Source organism: Streptomyces sp. NPDC006476, from assembly GCF_040612015.1.
GTDB classification, from domain to species: Bacteria; Actinomycetota; Actinomycetes; order Streptomycetales; family Streptomycetaceae; genus Streptomyces; species Streptomyces griseorubiginosus_B.
This window is the reverse complement of sequence record NZ_JBEXPK010000003.1, coordinates 25,871-40,517: the sequence shown is the minus strand read 5'-3', so window position 1 is coordinate 40,517 and position 14,647 is coordinate 25,871. Positions and strand designations below refer to the sequence as shown.

At 69.3% G+C, this 14,647-nt stretch carries 13 protein-coding genes; 2 read left to right on the top strand and 11 right to left on the bottom strand.

Features of this window, described 5'->3' with window-relative positions; all coding sequences use genetic code 11:
* Positions 1-6 precede the first annotated feature (6 nt).
* The 3 genes from ABZZ74_RS04220 to ABZZ74_RS04210 all read right to left on the bottom strand — a co-directional run bounded on the left by ABZZ74_RS04220 (position 7) and on the right by ABZZ74_RS04210 (position 2,792).
* Entirely contained in the window at positions 7-1,059 is a 1,053-nt protein-coding gene (locus ABZZ74_RS04220; RefSeq protein WP_356761779.1) for an ABC transporter substrate-binding protein, read from the bottom strand.
* A gap of 70 nt (positions 1,060-1,129) precedes the next feature.
* A complete protein-coding gene (locus ABZZ74_RS04215; RefSeq protein WP_356761777.1) occupies positions 1,130-1,987 on the bottom strand; it encodes an ABC transporter permease in 858 nt (285 codons plus the stop codon).
* A complete protein-coding gene (locus ABZZ74_RS04210) occupies positions 1,977-2,792 on the bottom strand; it encodes an ABC transporter ATP-binding protein (RefSeq protein ID WP_356761775.1) in 816 nt (271 codons plus the stop codon). Before ABZZ74_RS04210 ends, ABZZ74_RS04215 begins: the two co-directional genes overlap by 11 nt.
* A gap of 161 nt (positions 2,793-2,953) precedes the next feature.
* On the opposite strand from ABZZ74_RS04210, the gene ABZZ74_RS04205 reads away from it, so the two are divergent.
* On the top strand, positions 2,954-3,646 hold the full coding sequence (locus ABZZ74_RS04205) for a response regulator (RefSeq protein WP_356761773.1): 693 nt from the start codon (positions 2,954-2,956) through the stop codon (positions 3,644-3,646).
* 46 nt (positions 3,647-3,692) lie between these two features.
* On the opposite strand, the gene ABZZ74_RS04200 is transcribed toward ABZZ74_RS04205, so the two are convergent.
* The 6 genes from ABZZ74_RS04200 to ABZZ74_RS04175 all read right to left on the bottom strand — a co-directional run bounded on the left by ABZZ74_RS04200 (position 3,693) and on the right by ABZZ74_RS04175 (position 11,172).
* Positions 3,693-5,285 carry a cation acetate symporter gene (locus ABZZ74_RS04200; RefSeq protein ID WP_356761771.1) on the bottom strand — a complete coding sequence of 531 codons (1,593 nt, stop codon included), beginning with the start codon at positions 5,283-5,285 and terminating at the stop codon, positions 3,693-3,695.
* Positions 5,282-5,845 carry a DUF485 domain-containing protein gene (locus ABZZ74_RS04195; protein ID WP_356761769.1) on the bottom strand — a complete coding sequence of 188 codons (564 nt, stop codon included), beginning with the start codon at positions 5,843-5,845 and terminating at the stop codon, positions 5,282-5,284. The genes ABZZ74_RS04200 and ABZZ74_RS04195 overlap by 4 nt, the downstream gene beginning before the upstream one ends.
* A gap of 68 nt (positions 5,846-5,913) precedes the next feature.
* Positions 5,914-6,597, bottom strand: coding sequence for a response regulator transcription factor (locus ABZZ74_RS04190; protein WP_356761767.1), 684 nt, complete (start codon positions 6,595-6,597; stop codon positions 5,914-5,916).
* Positions 6,594-7,745, bottom strand: a complete 1,152-nt coding sequence (locus ABZZ74_RS04185; protein ID WP_356761765.1) for a histidine kinase — start codon at positions 7,743-7,745, stop codon at positions 6,594-6,596. The genes ABZZ74_RS04190 and ABZZ74_RS04185 overlap by 4 nt, the downstream gene beginning before the upstream one ends.
* Positions 7,742-8,266 carry a DUF1453 domain-containing protein gene (locus ABZZ74_RS04180; RefSeq protein ID WP_356762056.1) on the bottom strand — a complete coding sequence of 175 codons (525 nt, stop codon included), beginning with the start codon at positions 8,264-8,266 and terminating at the stop codon, positions 7,742-7,744. The genes ABZZ74_RS04185 and ABZZ74_RS04180 overlap by 4 nt, the downstream gene beginning before the upstream one ends.
* A gap of 782 nt (positions 8,267-9,048) precedes the next feature.
* On the bottom strand, positions 9,049-11,172 hold the full coding sequence (locus ABZZ74_RS04175; RefSeq protein WP_356761763.1) for a DNA topoisomerase IV subunit B: 2,124 nt from the start codon (positions 11,170-11,172) through the stop codon (positions 9,049-9,051).
* A gap of 442 nt (positions 11,173-11,614) precedes the next feature.
* On the opposite strand from ABZZ74_RS04175, the gene ABZZ74_RS04170 reads away from it, so the two are divergent.
* Positions 11,615-11,845, top strand: a complete 231-nt coding sequence (locus ABZZ74_RS04170) for a hypothetical protein (RefSeq protein WP_030945102.1) — start codon at positions 11,615-11,617, stop codon at positions 11,843-11,845.
* 122 nt (positions 11,846-11,967) lie between these two features.
* Here the strand turns inward: ABZZ74_RS04170 and ABZZ74_RS04165 are convergent, their stop codons facing one another.
* Both ABZZ74_RS04165 and ABZZ74_RS04160 read right to left on the bottom strand, forming a co-directional pair.
* Complete coding sequence (locus ABZZ74_RS04165; RefSeq protein ID WP_356761760.1) at positions 11,968-12,831, bottom strand: serine protease; 864 nt, start codon at positions 12,829-12,831, stop codon at positions 11,968-11,970.
* A 143-nt stretch (positions 12,832-12,974) separates the two neighbouring features.
* Entirely contained in the window at positions 12,975-14,513 is a 1,539-nt protein-coding gene (locus tag ABZZ74_RS04160) for an RNA polymerase sigma factor (protein WP_356761758.1), read from the bottom strand.
* Between the last annotated feature and the right edge of the window lie 134 nt (positions 14,514-14,647).

Below are 14,647 nucleotides of genomic sequence, written 5' to 3'. Positions count from 1 at the left end.
ACGGATTCAGCCCGCGGCCTTCTCCACGAACTCGGTAGTGAACGTCTTGCTCAGATCCACCGAGGCGTTCTTGATGTTGGGGTTGAACGCCTTGAGCACCTTCTCGACCGTCTCGGGGCCGTTGGTGGGCATGACGCCGTCGTCGGTGAACATGGGAAGCGTGCTCTTGATGGCCTCGGTGTAGAGCGTCTTGTTGCCCTGCGAGTAGTCGGCGGGCATCTTGGCGGCGATCTCGGAAGCGCTGTGCGTGGACATCCACTTGAGCGTCTTGACGAGTGCATTGACCAACTTCTGCACTGTGTCCTTGTGACCGTTGACCCAGTCCGTCTGCATGTACAGGCTTGACGACGGGTACGGGCCGCCGAGCGCCTTCTGCGACCCCTCCGGCGTCCGCATGTCCAGCAGGACCTTGCCCGCCTTCTTGTCCAGGATCGTCGCCACCGTCGGGTCGGTCGTCATACCGCCGTCGATGGCCCCCTTCTGCAGCGCCGCGATGAAGGTCGGTCCCGCGCCGACGGCGACCGGAGTGAACTCGCTGACCCTCACGCCGTTCTTGACGGCGAGGTACTTGGTGAGGAAGTCGGTCGAGGAGCCGAGGCCGGTGACACCGAGCTTCTTGCCCTTGAAGTCCTTGGGGGACGTGATGTCGCCGGACGCCTTGTTGGAGACGATCTCGACCTCGCCGGGCGCGTGCGAGAACTGCACCACGGACTCCACGGACTTGCCCTTCGTCTGCAGGTCCAGCGTGTGGTCGTAGAAGCCGACGGCCCCCTGGACCTGCCCGGAGACCAGCGCGGTCTCGGCCTGAACGCCGGCCGGCTCGCTCAGCAGCTCCACGTCGAGGCCCTCGGCGTCGAAGTAGCCAAGCCGCTGGGTGAGCATCGCCGGCAGGTAGATGACCTTGTCCAGACCGCCGACCATGATCTTGACCTTCGTACCCTTGCCGTCGCCCTTGCCGGTGGAGGTGGTGGAGGCGGCGTCGTTGGCGCAGGCGGTGAGGGAGGAGAGGGCGAGCAGGCCGGCGGCGGCCAGCGTGGTGTATCTGGCGGACTTGCGCATGCGGTTCACGTCCTTGGGAGAGGGCGGTGCGGGAGAAGAGGAAGCGGCAGGCCCAAGTGGGCAGCGGGGGCTAGGAGTTCGCCGGTTTCCAGCGGAAGACGCGGCGTTCCACGAAGGTGAGCAGCCCTTCGGCCGCCAGCGCCACGACGGCGAGGATGACCATGGCGGCGTAGACACCGGCCGCGTTGAAGGTGTTCTGGGACTGCGCGACGAGCAGGCCGATGCCCTTGGTCGCGCCGATGTACTCACCCACGATGGCGCCGATGAGCGCGAAGCCGAAGCTGACGTGGAGGCTGGTGAAGATCCAGGCGGTGGCCGACGGGATGACCACCTGAAGGGTCACCCGGCGGTCGCCGGCCCCCAGGATGCGGGCGTTGGCGACCAGATTCCGGTCGACCTCGCGAGCGCCCTGGAAGGCGTTGAAGAAGACCGGGAAGAAGACGAGGACCACGGCCGAGGCGACCTTGGAGGCGGGGCCGAGGCCGAACCAGATCAGGAAGATCGGGGCGAGGATGATCCTCGGCATCGAGTTGAGCACCTTGATGTATGGACCAAGGACATCGGCGAGGAAACGGATCCGCCCGAGGGCGATGCCGAGCACGACACCGGCGACCACGCCGAGCACCCAGCCGAGCAGCGCCTCGTAGAGCGTGTACCAGATCTGCTCGCCCAGGGAGCCGAGCGCGGTCCCGTGGGTCACCCAGGTCCAGATCTGGTCCCAGATCTTCGACGGCATCGAGAAGTTGAACGGATCGATGACCTTGGCGCGGGAGAACACCTCCCACAGGCCGAGGAAGGCGACCAGCAGCAGTACGCGGGTGGCCGTGACCACGATCCTGCGTCTACGGGCGGCACGCGCGCGTGAGTGGGCGCGGTCCGGGGTCTTGACGGTGTCGACCACCGGTGTGCTGAGTACCTCAGGCGACATGGGCGGCACCCCTCTCACGGGTGATGCGGACCTCTTCGCCGAGGGACTCCCAGATCTCGCGGTAGATCTCGATGAACCGCGGCTCCAGGCGCACGGACTCGACCTTGCGCGGCCGCGGCAGGTCGATGTCGAAGACGTGCTTGACGGTGGCGGGCCCGGCGGTCATGACGACGACCTTGTCGGCCAGGGCGATGGACTCCTCGAGGTCATGGGTGACGAAGACGACGGAGGCGCCCGTGCCCTCCCACAGCTCCAGCAGCTCGTCCGACATCAGTGCCCGGGTCTGCACGTCGAGCGCCGAGAACGGCTCGTCCATCAGCAGGATCTCGGGGTCGTTGACGAAGGTCGCGGCGAGCGCGACACGCTTGCGCTGGCCGCCGGAGAGCTGGTGCGGATAGCGGTCCTCGAAGGCGGCGAGCCCGACGCGGGCCAGCCATTCGCGCGCCTTCTGCTTGGCCTCCGCCTTGGGCACACCGCGGAAGCGCGGGCCCGCCATGACGTTGGACAGAACGGTGCGCCAGGGGAAGGTGGCGTCCTGCTGGAAGACGAATCCGACCTTGTCGCCGACGCCCCGCACCGGCTCCCCGGCGACCAGGACGTCGCCCTCGGTGGGCTCCTCCAACCCGCTGACCAGGGTCAGGGTGGTCGATTTGCCGCAGCCCGTGGGGCCGACGACCGCCACGAACTCCCCACGCCCGACCGTGAGGTCGAGTTCCCTGACGGCCGTGTGCAGACCCCCCGACGGGGTCCTGAAGATCTTGCTCGCGCCCCGCAGCTGGATGGCGGGGCTGGTGTCTGCGCTCATGGCCGGGGACGGTAGATGTGGTCCCGGCCACAGCAGGAGCCTTCTGGGCGCATGCCGTTCTTTTGCTTGCAACAGCCTGTTGTGCTCATTTTGCGCGCGCTACAACTGCGGAGCCGAAACACGGGTGTAACGCCCGCCTGGCCTTGACAGAAAGAGGCCCGATGATAGACGTCCTGGTCGTGGACGACGATTTCCGCGTCGCCGAGATCAACGCCAAGTACGTGGGAAAGGTTCCCGGTTTCCGGGTGACCGCCCGCGCGCACAACGCCGCACAGGCCCTGGCCGCCGTGCAGCGCGGAGGCATTGATCTGGTCCTGCTCGACCACTACCTGCCCGACCAGACGGGCCTCGAACTCGTGCACCGCATGCGGGAACAGGGTCAGGGCACCGACGTCATCATGATCACGGCGGCCGGAGACGTGGCGACCGTACAGGCCGCGATGCGCCTCGGCGCGCTGCACTATCTGGTGAAACCGTTCACCTTCGCCGCCCTGCGCACCCGCCTCGACTCCTACGCCGCCCTGCGCCGCACGGTCGACCGGGTGGGCGGTCGCGGGGTCGCCGGCCAGGAGCAAGTCGACCGGATCTTCGGCGCCCTGCGCACCACCCCGGCGCCGTCCTCACCGGGCCTGCCCAGCGGTCACTCGGAACCGACCACCGACCTCATCTGTCGCGTCCTGCACCACGCCGAGCACCCGCTCTCCGCCCACGAGGTGGCCGCCGAGACAGGCCTGAGCCGCTCCACCGCCCAGCGCTACCTCCGCCACCTCGAACAGGCCGGCCGCCTGCGCCTCTCCCTCAAGTACGGCGACACGGGCCGCCCGGAGCACCTGTACGCCTGGGTGGCGCCGTAGGCCCCCATCGGACGCGGATGTCGTACGACGACGGGGGCGCCGCTCCCTATACGGCCCCCGCTCCCGTCAGCGACCGCACCTCGGTCTCCGCGTGCTTGGCCTCGTCCGGCACCTCGGCCGAGGTGACCGTGCCGAGCCAGCCGGCGAGGAAGCCCAACGGGATCGAGACGATGCCTGGGTTCTGCAGCGGGAAGTACTGGAAGTCGACGCCGGGGAACAGCGATTCGGGACTGCCCGACACCACCGGTGACAGCACCACGAGCACCAGGGCGGGGACGAGCCCGCCGTACACGGACCACACCGCGCCCCGAGTGGTGAAGCCGCGCCAGAACAGTGAGTAGAGCAGCACGGGGAGGTTGGCGGAGGCGGCGACCGCGAAGGCGAGGCCCACCAGGAAGGCGACGTTGAGGTCACGCGCCAGCAGCCCGAGGGCGATGGCCACCACGCCGATGCCGACGGAGGCGACGCGCGCGACGGTCACCTCGCTGCGCGGCTTGGCATGGCGGCGCCGCAGCGACGCGTACAGGTCGTGCGCCACGGAGGCCGAGGAGGCGAGAGTGATCCCGGCCACCACGGCGAGGATGGTGGCGAAGGCGACGGCGGCGACCACGGCGAACAGAACCGTTCCTCCCGTGGAGTCGGCTCCGCCTCCCAGGTCGAGCGCCAGCAACGGAACCGCCGTGTTCCCCGCCACGTTCGACCCGCGCACCGCCTCCGGCCCGACGATCGCGGCCGCCGCGAAGCCGAGGACGATCGTCATCAGGTAGAACCCGCCGATGAGCCCGATCGACCAGAGCACCGAACGCCGGGCCGCCCTGGCGGTGGGCACGGTGTAGAAGCGGGACAGGATGTGCGGCAGCCCCGCGGTGCCCAGCACCAGCGCCAGGCCCAGGCTGATGAAGTCGAGCCGGGCCGTCCAGTCCCCGCCGTACTTCAGCCCCGGTGCCAGGAAGCCGTCGCCGTGTCCACTGCGCTCGGCCGCCGTCAGCAGCAGGCGGTCCAAGTCGCCGTGGAACCGCAGGAGGACGAGCACGGTGAGCGCGACCGTACCGCTCAGCAGCAGGACCGCCTTGACGATCTGGATCCAGGTGGTGGCCCGCATCCCTCCCAACGACACATAGATCACCATGAGCGCGCCGACGCCGATGACGGTCCAGGCCCGCGCGGCCGCACTCGTCCCCCCGAGCAGCAGCGCCACCAGGCTTCCCGCGCCCACCATCTGCGCCACCAGATACAGAACGGACACGGTCACCGAGGAAGTTCCCGCCGCGATGCGCACCGGCCGCTCACTCATCCGCGCCACCACCACGTCGGCGAGCGTGAACCGACCGCAGTTACGCACCAGTTCGGCGACGAGGAACAGCACCAGCAGCCAGGCCACGAAGAAGCCGACCACGTACAGCATCCCGTCGTAGCCGTACAGCGCGATCAGCCCCGTGACGCCCAGGAAGGAAGCGGCCGACACATAGTCCCCGGCGATGGCAAAACCATTTTCCAGCGGGGAGAAGAGACGTCCGCCGACGTAGAACTCCTCCGCCGAACCCCGCCTGTTGCGGCTCACCCAGGTCGTGATCGCCAGCGTGACCGCGACGAACCCACTGAACAGCAACAACGCCAGCGTCTGATGGTGCCCGGTCATGAGGCACCTCCCCGTGCCGAACGGGTCAGCTCCTGCGTGTCCCACCGCAGTTCGAGCGCCGCCCGGTCCCTGCGCAGCCGGGCGTGCCGGGCGTAGGCCCAGGCGAGCACGAAGGTGGTCAGGAACTGCCCGAGCCCCGCGATCATCGCCACGTTCACCGCTCCGGCCACCGGCCGCGCCATCAGTCCGGGCGCCGTCGTGGCCGTCACGACGTATCCCACGTACCAGGTGAGGAAGAGGAGAACTCCTGGCACCACGAACCGCCGGTAACGGCTGCGCACTTCCTGGAACGCCGCGCTGCGTTGTACTTCGAGGTAGATGTCACCCGCCGCCGGCACCCCCTCCTCCTTCGCGCCCCGGCCGCCCGGTACGCCGCCGGTCGCGGGCGCCCCGACGCCGTCCGTCTCGCCCCAGCCGGACGCCAGCGCGTCGTACCACGGGTCGTCGTACCGCATGCCCCCGGGCGCCTCGGCCGGTCGCGGGACATGCCTCTCACGGTGCTCGGTCGAACGGTGCGCACCACCCTCGCTTCCGCGAGGACGACTGTTGCTTGACTGCATGCTCAAGGATGGACAGAACGGGAACATCCTGACTTCTCTTCCCCGCGCTCTTCACCCCATCAGGTGACTCATCCCGCTGGTGGGCGGGCGATCCCCTTCGCGTAGGCGTAACGCACCGCCTGGGCACGGTCCTTGAGGCCGGTCTTGGTGAAGATGTTGTTGATGTGGGTCTTCACCGTCGCCGTCGACACATGCAGCTTGCGACCGATCTCCGTGTTGCTGAGCCCTTCGGAGATCAGTTCCAGCACCTCGATCTCCCGGGCGGTGAGCCCGTCGGGCGGCTCGGCCGGTTCCGTCGGCCGCGGCGCGGGCTCCGACAGCCGCTCCAGCAGCCGCCGTTGGATGCTCGGCGACAGTCCCGCGTCCCCGGACAGCACGCTGTGCACGGCCCGTACGATCTCGTCCCCTCCCGCGTCCTTGGTGAGATATCCCCTCGCCCCTGCCCGCAGCGCCGGGAACAGCGACTCGTCGTCAGCGAAGGTGGTCAGCACCACGACCTGGGTCCCGGGGTACTGGGCGCGGATGCGCCGGGTCGCCTCCACACCGTCGCAGCGGGGCATGCGCAGGTCCATCAGCACGACGTCCGGGGCGAGTTCGGCGACGAGCTGCACCGCCTCCTCACCGTCCCCCGCGGCGCCGACGACCTCGACTCCGGGCAGCAGTCCGAGCAGCATCACGATGCCCTCACGGACGACGGTCTGGTCGTCCGCGACCACCACGCGCGCGGGCGGCTTCCCCTCCCCTTCCGTCATACGGGCACCCTCAGCGTCACCACGAACCCCTCCTCGTCCGGCCCCGCGTCCAGCGAGCCGCCCAGCAGCTCGGCACGCTCGCGCATGCCCAGCAGACCGTATCCGGCGCCCGCCCCGGCCAGATCTCCCGGCGGTCCGCCCGAGTCCCTTACATCCAGCGTCACTTGGTGATCGGCGTAGTCCAGCCGCACCCGAACCTTGGCGCCCGGCGCGTGCTTGCGGACGTTCGTCAGTGCCTCCTGGGCGACCCGCCGCACCGCCTGCGAGGCCTCCGCGGGCAGCGACTTCCGATCACCCGTAACGGTGACCTCAGCACCGGCCGTCGTGCCCACGAGCTGCGTCAGGAAGTCCTCCAGCGGGGTCAACTCGCCCCGCAGCGCGGACAGTGCCTGCCGTGTCTCGTCGAGACCCTCGCGCGCCATGCCCCGCGCCGCCACCACCCGCTCCAGTATCTGCTCCCGATCGGCACCCCGCTCGATCAGCAGCCGTGCCGCCTCCAGGTGCACTAGCTGCGCCGAGAGGCTGTGGGCCAGTACGTCGTGGATCTCACGGGCGATCCTGGCCCGCTCGGCGAGCGCCGCCGACTCCGCCTCGGCGGCCCGTGCGGCTCGCTCCTGGGCCAGGAGTCGCTGGGCGCTGCCGCGGGCCTCCGCGTCGAGCCTCAACACGTAGCCGGCGAGGGCCAGTCCCGCCGCCGTGGCCGCCGTGGTCAGCCACACGTCGTTGTTGACGGCGGCGTACGACGCGAGGGCCACGGACGTAGCCGGCAGAGCGACCGCCAGCGGCAGCCGCTCCAGCGCGCTGACGGCGCAGCCGCACCAGAGGACGAGGGCAGGTCCCCGGAACCCCAGGGCCTCGGCCCCGACGGCCAGTCCCATGAGCAGGAGCAGGATGCCCAGGGAGGGCCACAGCCGGTGCTGGAACGTGGTCCGGTACAGGGCCCACGCCAGTCCGCCGGCCACGACCACTCCGACCCCACCGACGACCGTCACCCACCCGTGGACACGGTTGCTGTTAAAGGCTCCCCACAGCAGGATTCCCAGGGCGAACACCCTCACGACCCAGGCGATCAGACGCCGGGGCCGCGAGGTGCCTTGCCGCCCGAGCGCCTCCCGCGACGGCCAGCGCATCCAGGCGTTCTGCGTCACACGCGCTCCTTCCGCGCGGGGCGGACCATGGGGTCACCGTACGCCGTGGCCGCGGAGACGGCGGGCGTGACCGACTGTGCCCGCCAGACCAGGATCCCGCCGCGGACGAGCAGGGTGGCCGCGAGAGCGACGAGCAGGGCGGAGCTGTCCTGATGGACGCCGAGCGCGGAGCCGAGCGCGAAGAGGCCGACTCGCAGGGCGATACCGATGATCCACACGGTCACGCTCGCCCTGGTGCTCTTGCTCCACACCGCCCCGTCCGGCTCCGCCCAGACGCGGGTGGTCCAGGCCCAGCCCGCTCCCGTGGCGAGGCCTATGAGGAGCTCGACGCCGAGCAGGACGACCGACTCCGTGCGGTGGTGGGCGTCCACGATGCCGGGTTCGCGCAGCGCTGCGACGGCGAGGATCACGGGGACGAGCCACCAGCGCCGCCCCGTGCCTATCCGCTGTGCGCGGAACTGGCGGACGATCACCAGGACGACCACGGCCGCGATCATCAGCGCGTTGACGAACCCGGACATCTGAGCCTCCATGGCGAGGAAGGGAGTCACGACAGCGAGCACTGCCGACGCCTTCGACACTACGGAAACCCGCAGGTCAGCAGATCGGACCGTGGGTGGACCTCGGGTGGATCCGTGAACCGCCCCGGCGTCCACCCACGGGTGGAGAGCCGCGACGGGGTTACCAGAGGCCGGGTGGCCCGGCGGAATCAACTCCGGGAAGGCCGGGCCTGACCGGGAAGCGGGGAACCAGGGGGTTGGCGGGGATCCGGCGGGGATCCGGCGGGGTTGGCTGTAAGGCGGGATGGCCAGCCGGGCCGGCTGGGGGGCGGGAACCAGCGGTGTTGGCCGGAAGGCGGGATGGTCGGAGCGGGGGTGCGAGGCGGCCGGGTGGCCCGACTCAGACCTGCAGAACTGTCCGCCCCACCTCACCCCTGCCAGGGCTGCCGCAGCGACCCACCGGTACCCCACACACCCACGCCTCCAGGTGCACCGGGCCCTCAATCGGCCCCTCTGCAGCCCGGCCCGACCAGACGTCGGGCCTCACCCCGCCCGTCCGCACCTGTCCCGCCCCGGTCCGGGCAAACCCGCCACCGGCCCTCGACTCGCCCAGGCCTGGCCGGCACTCCCATCACCACTGGCCCGATCCCGGCCAGCCAGACCTCCATCGCACCTCGCGCCCCCCGACGTGGTGAGCCCCCATCGCCCAACCCGACCTGGCGATCGCCATCCCCCTCGCCCAACCCGGACCTGCCGATCCCCCATCGCCCCCAGCCCAATCCGCCCCAAGCCGAGCGCAGCGGCTACGCGTCGATGCGGGAGCGGTCCAGCGTCGCCGCCGAGCTGGAGATGAACTCCTTGCGCGGTGCCACGTCGTTGCCCATCAGCAGATCGAAGACCTGCTCGGCCGAGTCCAGGTCGGAGAGGTTGATCCGGCGCAGGGTGCGGTGGCGCGGGTCCATCGTCGTCTCGGCCAGCTGGTCGGCGTCCATTTCACCGAGACCCTTGTAGCGCTGGATGGAGTCCTTGTACCGGATGCCCTTGCTCTGAAGCTCGAGGAGCTTGTCGCGCAGCTCACGGTCGGAGTACGTGTAGACGTACTTGTCCTGCCCCTTCTTCGGCTGCACGATCTCGATCCGGTGCAGCGGCGGCACCGCGGCGAAGACCCGCCCCGCCTCGACCATCGGCCGCATGTAGCGGTGGAAGAGCGTCAGCAGCAGGGTCCGGATGTGCGAGCCGTCGACGTCGGCGTCGGTCATCATGATGATCTTGCCGTAGCGGGCCGCGTCGATGTCGAAGGTCCGTCCGGAACCCGCTCCTATGACCTGGATGATCGCGCCGCACTCGGCGTTCTTCAGCATGTCCGTCACGGACGACTTCTGGACGTTGAGGATCTTGCCGCGGATCGGCAGCAGCGCCTGGAACTCGGAGTTCCGGGCGAGCTTGGCGGTACCGAGCGCGGAGTCGCCCTCGACGATGAACAGTTCGCTGCGGTCCACGTCGTCGCTGCGGCAGTCCGCGAGCTTCGCGGGCAGCGAGGAGGACTCCAGGGCCGTCTTGCGGCGCTGCGCGTCCTTGTGCTGGCGGGCCGCGATGCGCGTACGCGCGGCGGCGACGACCTTCTCCATCACGACGCGCGCCTGCGCGGCCGCGTCCCGCTTCGTGGAGGTCAGGAAGGCCTTGAGCTCCCTGGTGATCACGGTGTTCACGATGCGGCGGGCCGCCGAGGTACCGAGGACCTCCTTGGTCTGGCCCTCGAACTGGGGCTCGGCCAGCCGGACGGTGACGACCGCGGTGAGCCCTTCCAGGGCGTCGTCCTTGACGATGTCGTCCTCGGCGACACGCAGCAGCTTCTTGGCGCGCAGGACCTCGTTGAGCGTGCTGCTGACGGCCGTCTCGAAGCCGGCGACGTGGGTGCCGCCCTTGGGGGTGGCGATGATGTTCACGAACGACTTCAGAGTCGTGTCGTATCCCGTGCCCCACCGCATGGCCACGTCGACGTCGAGTTCACGGGTGACCTGGGTCGGGGTCATCTGACCGTGCTCGTCGAGGACCGGCACGGTCTCCTTGAAGGTGCCCTGGCCGGAGAAGCGGAGGACATCGCAGACCGGCTTGTCGGTGGCCAGGTACTCGCAGAACTCGCTGATACCGCCGTCGAAGCGGAAGGACTCCTCGCCCTTGCTGCCGCCCTCGCCGAGACCGAACTGGTCCCGGACGACGATGGTCAGGCCGGGCACCAGGAAGGCCGTCTGGCGGGCGCGCTGGTGGAGGTTGTCGAGGGAGAGCTTGGCGTCCTTGAGGAAGATCTGGCGGTCGGCCCAGTAACGCACGCGCGTGCCGCTGCGGGTCTTGGGGATCCTCTTGGCCTTGCGCAGGCCACTGGTGGCCTCGAACTTGGCGTCCGGACCGGCCCCGGCGAAGGCGCCGGGCACGCCGCGGCGGAAGCTGATCGCGTGCGTGTGGCCGCCGCGGTCGACCTCGACGTCCAGGCGCGCCGAGAGGGCGTTCACCACGGAGGCGCCGACGCCGTGCAGACCACCCGACGCCGCGTAGGAGCCGCCGCCGAACTTGCCGCCGGCGTGCAGCTTGGTCATGACGACCTCGACACCGGAGAGGCCGGTCTTGGGCTCGACGTCGACCGGGATGCCCCGGCCGTTGTCCCGGACCTCCACCGAGGCGTCCTCGTGGAGGATCACCTCGATGTGGTCGCAGTAGCCCCCGAGGGCCTCGTCCACGGAGTTGTCGATGATCTCCCACAGACAGTGCATCAAGCCGCGGCTGTCGGTGGACCCGATGTACATGCCCGGGCGCTTGCGTACGGCCTCGAGCCCCTCGAGGACGAGCAGGTGCCGCGCGGTGTAGTTGGAACCGTCCCGCTCTGCTCCTGCAAGCAGAGCTGTGGACGACACGGACGTTTCGGCGGTCACGCGGTTCGCTCCTCGCTGAATTTCAGGTGAGGCCCTTCTGGGTAAGGGCGCGGCCTCTGTTGCCGTGAAGAGGGTACCGAGGCCTGGTAGAGCCGTTGTAGCGCCACCCTTCGTCGAAACACAGGGTAGTCCACAGTCGCATGCATGTTCGATCCCTCGTTGGAGTGAAGCACATATCACGTTCCCTTCGAGGCATGAACCATTTAGGCTCCGGGCACGTCCTCATGAACAACCGGCAAGCCAGCCGGGAGGACCTGACATCGAACGACAGCGCGAAACCGTACGACACACAGACACGCAATACGGCACATTCGCCGCCAACCGGCAACAGACAGCCGGACTCGAAAGATTTTTTCGAGAAGAAGCCCCGGGCGGGAACGTTTTAGGGCTGGTTGGATGTTGACCCTGGTACGACAGCTCGTCGAGCTAGAGAAGAGGCGACGTGACTACTGTTCTGACCCCCGCGAGCCCGCTGACGGCCGCCGATCGCTGCGACCGCTGCGGTGCGCAGGCATACGTTCGCGTTGTCCTGCTCAGCGGCGGAGAACTGCTCTTCTGCGCCCACCACGGGCGCAAGTTCGAGCCGGAACTCAAGAAGATCGCCGCTGAGATACAGGACGAGACGGAGCGGCTGACCTCCGTTCCCGCGTCCGCGTCCGAAGAAGAGCGCTGACACTTCGCGTCCACGACGAGCCAGCTCCGGCACAGGCCGGCATACGGGCGGCGCGGCCCCTGCTTCCAGGGGCCGCGCCGCCCGCTCGTCTGTCTAGCTCGTCGTCTAATCGGCAGACGCCGTCAGCTGCCGTCCACAGCCCTCTCGGACCCTCGTGAGGCCCGTCCCGGACTGAGGGCCCGGACGACTTCTGACACGCGCGTGTAGACGCCGGGACTGCCCGCGCGGCCGCAGCCGCTCCCCCAGGACACGAGCCCGATCAGCTTCCCCTGGGCGACGAGAGGCCCGCCGCTGTCCCCCTGACAGGCGTCGCGTCCGCCCTCCGTCTCCCCGGCGCACACCATGCTGTCGGCCGCGTAGGTGCCGTCGACGCTCCCCGGGTACGCCCTCTCGCACTGGGCGTCGGGCAGTACGCGCACGCGTGCGGCGCGCAGTGTGCGCGCGTAGTCGCCGCCGCCCGTCAGATCGCCCCACCCGTAGACCGTGGCGCTCGTGCCGGGCGCGTACGCCGGGTCACCGGCCGCAGCCATCGCGAGGGTCGCGTCCTGCGGCAGCGGCTCGGCCAGGGTGAGCACGGCGAAGTCCCCGGCGTTGGTCTCGGCGTCATAGGCCGGGTTCACCCAGACCTCACGCACCCGGAGCTCCGGGCCCTGGTCCGAGAGCAGGTCCGTACGGCCCGTGATGACCTTCAGATCGCGCACCCGGTCCGGGGGCGCCCCCAGGACGTTCTCGCCCATGCAGTGGGCCGCGGTGAGCACGGTCGTACGGCCGATGGCCACCCCGCCGCAGAACTGCCCCGCCCGCGTACCTCCGAACCGGTCACGGCTGGACAGAGCCACCGTCCAGGGGCTCTGGGAGATGTCCACCGGGAAACCGCCCACGACGACGTCGGCGGGCGCGGGGGCGGCGGACAGCAGCGGTATGGCGGTCGCCGCGGCCGCGAGAACGAGCGGCCGGGCCAGTGACCGGATGAAGGGACGACGCATGCGCGCTCCTCACACTGGGATGGTGATCGGAAACCCAGAGTGATCCAGCGCGCCACGCCCCGCACCCGCGCGACAGACACGACGGCATGACAAGGCCCGGCTCCCCGAGGGGAACCGGGCCTTGGGTGTCGTAGGTCCGCGATCTAGTCCAGGTAGTCGCGCAGCACCTGGGAACGCGAGGGGTGACGCAGCTTCGACATCGTCTTGGACTCGATCTGACGGATGCGCTCGCGCGTGACGCCGTACACCTTGCCGATCTCGTCGAGGGTCTTCGGCTGACCGTCGGTGAGACCGAAACGCATGGAGACGACGCCCGCCTCGCGCTCGGACAGCGTGTCCAGAACGGAGTGCAGCTGCTCCTGCAGGAGCGTGAAGCTGACCGCGTCGGCCGGGACGACGGCCTCGGAGTCCTCGATGAGGTCACCGAACTCGCTGTCGCCGTCCTCGCCCAGCGGGGTGTGCAGGGAGATGGGCTCGCGGCCGTACTTCTGGACCTCGATGACCTTCTCCGGGGTCATGTCGAGTTCCTTGGCCAGCTCCTCCGGGGTGGGCTCGCGGCCCAGGTCCTGGAGCATCTGGCGCTGCACGCGCGCGAGCTTGTTGATGACCTCGACCATGTGCACCGGGATACGGATGGTGCGGGCCTGGTCGGCCATGGCGCGGGTGATCGCCTGACGGATCCACCAGGTGGCGTACGTGGAGAACTTGTAGCCCTTGGTGTAGTCGAACTTCTCGACCGCGCGGATCAGACCGAGGTTGCCCTCCTGGATGAGGTCCAGGAAGAGCATGCCGCGGCCGGTGTAGCGCTTGGCCAGCGAGACCACCAGACGGAGGTTGGCCTCCAAGAGGTGGTTCTTGGCACGACGGCCGTCCTCGGCGATGATCTCCAGCTCGCGCTTGAGCTTGGGCGCGAGCTTGTCCGCGTTGGCCAGCTTGTCCTCGGCGAACAGGCCCGCCTCGATGCGTTTGGCCAGCTCGACTTCCTGCTCGGCGTTGAGCAGGGGGACCTTGCCGATCTGCTTGAGGTAGTCCTTGACCGGGTCGGCGGTGGCACCGGCGGCCGCGACCTGCTGCGCGGGCGCGTCGTCCTCGTCCTCGTCGGACAGCACGAAGCCCGCGCTCTCGGCGCCCTCGGGCTCGTCGCCGGCCTTGGGGGTCTCCTCGAGCACCTCTTCCTCGAGGACCTCGGCGTCGTCCTTCTTGGCGGTGGTCTTCTTGACCGCCGTCTTCTTGGCGACGGTCTTCTTCGCGGCCGCCGTGGCCTTCTTGGCGACCGGCTTCTTCTCGGCAGCGGCCTTCGGCGCGTCGTCCTCGACCGGCGGCGTGTCGACAGCGGGGGCCGCCGGGGTGGCGGTGGCGGTCGCCTTCTTCGTGGTCACCGTCTTCGCCGCGACGGTCTTGGTGGCGGTGCGCTTGGCCGGACTCTTCGCTGCGACGCTCTTTCGGGTGCGCTTGGGCTCCGCGGCACTGACCATCAGCGTCACACCCTCTTCCTCGAGGATCTGGTTGAGGCTGCGCAGTACGTTCTTCCACTGAGTGGCCGGAATCTGGTCAGCTTCGAAGGCCCGACGCACATCGTCGCCGGCGATCTGCCCCTCAGCCTTTCCCCGCTCGATAAGAGCCATGACAGAGACGGACTCGGCGATCTCCGGCGGGAGCGTACGGGATGTGCTGGCCGACACGAACAACCTCTCGGAACGTTGGAAAACGGCTTCCGGCCCCGTCCGGGACGGACAGGAGCCGACCACCGGCCTTGGGGATCGGGCCGACGGCGCGGGCGGGGGCCGGGAAGATGCACAGCGCCGTGAACGGCGTC

Coding starts and splice junctions, on each gene's coding strand:
- ABZZ74_RS04220 (WP_356761779.1), bottom strand. CDS start 1,059: ATGCGCAAGTCCGCCAGATACACCACGCTGGCCGCCGCCGGCCTGCTC.
- ABZZ74_RS04215 (WP_356761777.1), bottom strand. CDS start 1,987: ATGTCGCCTGAGGTACTCAGCACACCGGTGGTCGACACCGTCAAGACC.
- ABZZ74_RS04210 (WP_356761775.1), bottom strand. CDS start 2,792: ATGAGCGCAGACACCAGCCCCGCCATCCAGCTGCGGGGCGCGAGCAAG.
- ABZZ74_RS04205 (WP_356761773.1), top strand. CDS start 2,954: ATGATAGACGTCCTGGTCGTGGACGACGATTTCCGCGTCGCCGAGATC.
- ABZZ74_RS04200 (WP_356761771.1), bottom strand. CDS start 5,285: ATGACCGGGCACCATCAGACGCTGGCGTTGTTGCTGTTCAGTGGGTTC.
- ABZZ74_RS04195 (WP_356761769.1), bottom strand. CDS start 5,845: ATGCAGTCAAGCAACAGTCGTCCTCGCGGAAGCGAGGGTGGTGCGCAC.
- ABZZ74_RS04190 (WP_356761767.1), bottom strand. CDS start 6,597: ATGACGGAAGGGGAGGGGAAGCCGCCCGCGCGCGTGGTGGTCGCGGAC.
- ABZZ74_RS04180 (WP_356762056.1), bottom strand. CDS start 8,266: ATGTCCGGGTTCGTCAACGCGCTGATGATCGCGGCCGTGGTCGTCCTG.
- ABZZ74_RS04165 (WP_356761760.1), bottom strand. CDS start 12,831: ATGCGTCGTCCCTTCATCCGGTCACTGGCCCGGCCGCTCGTTCTCGCG.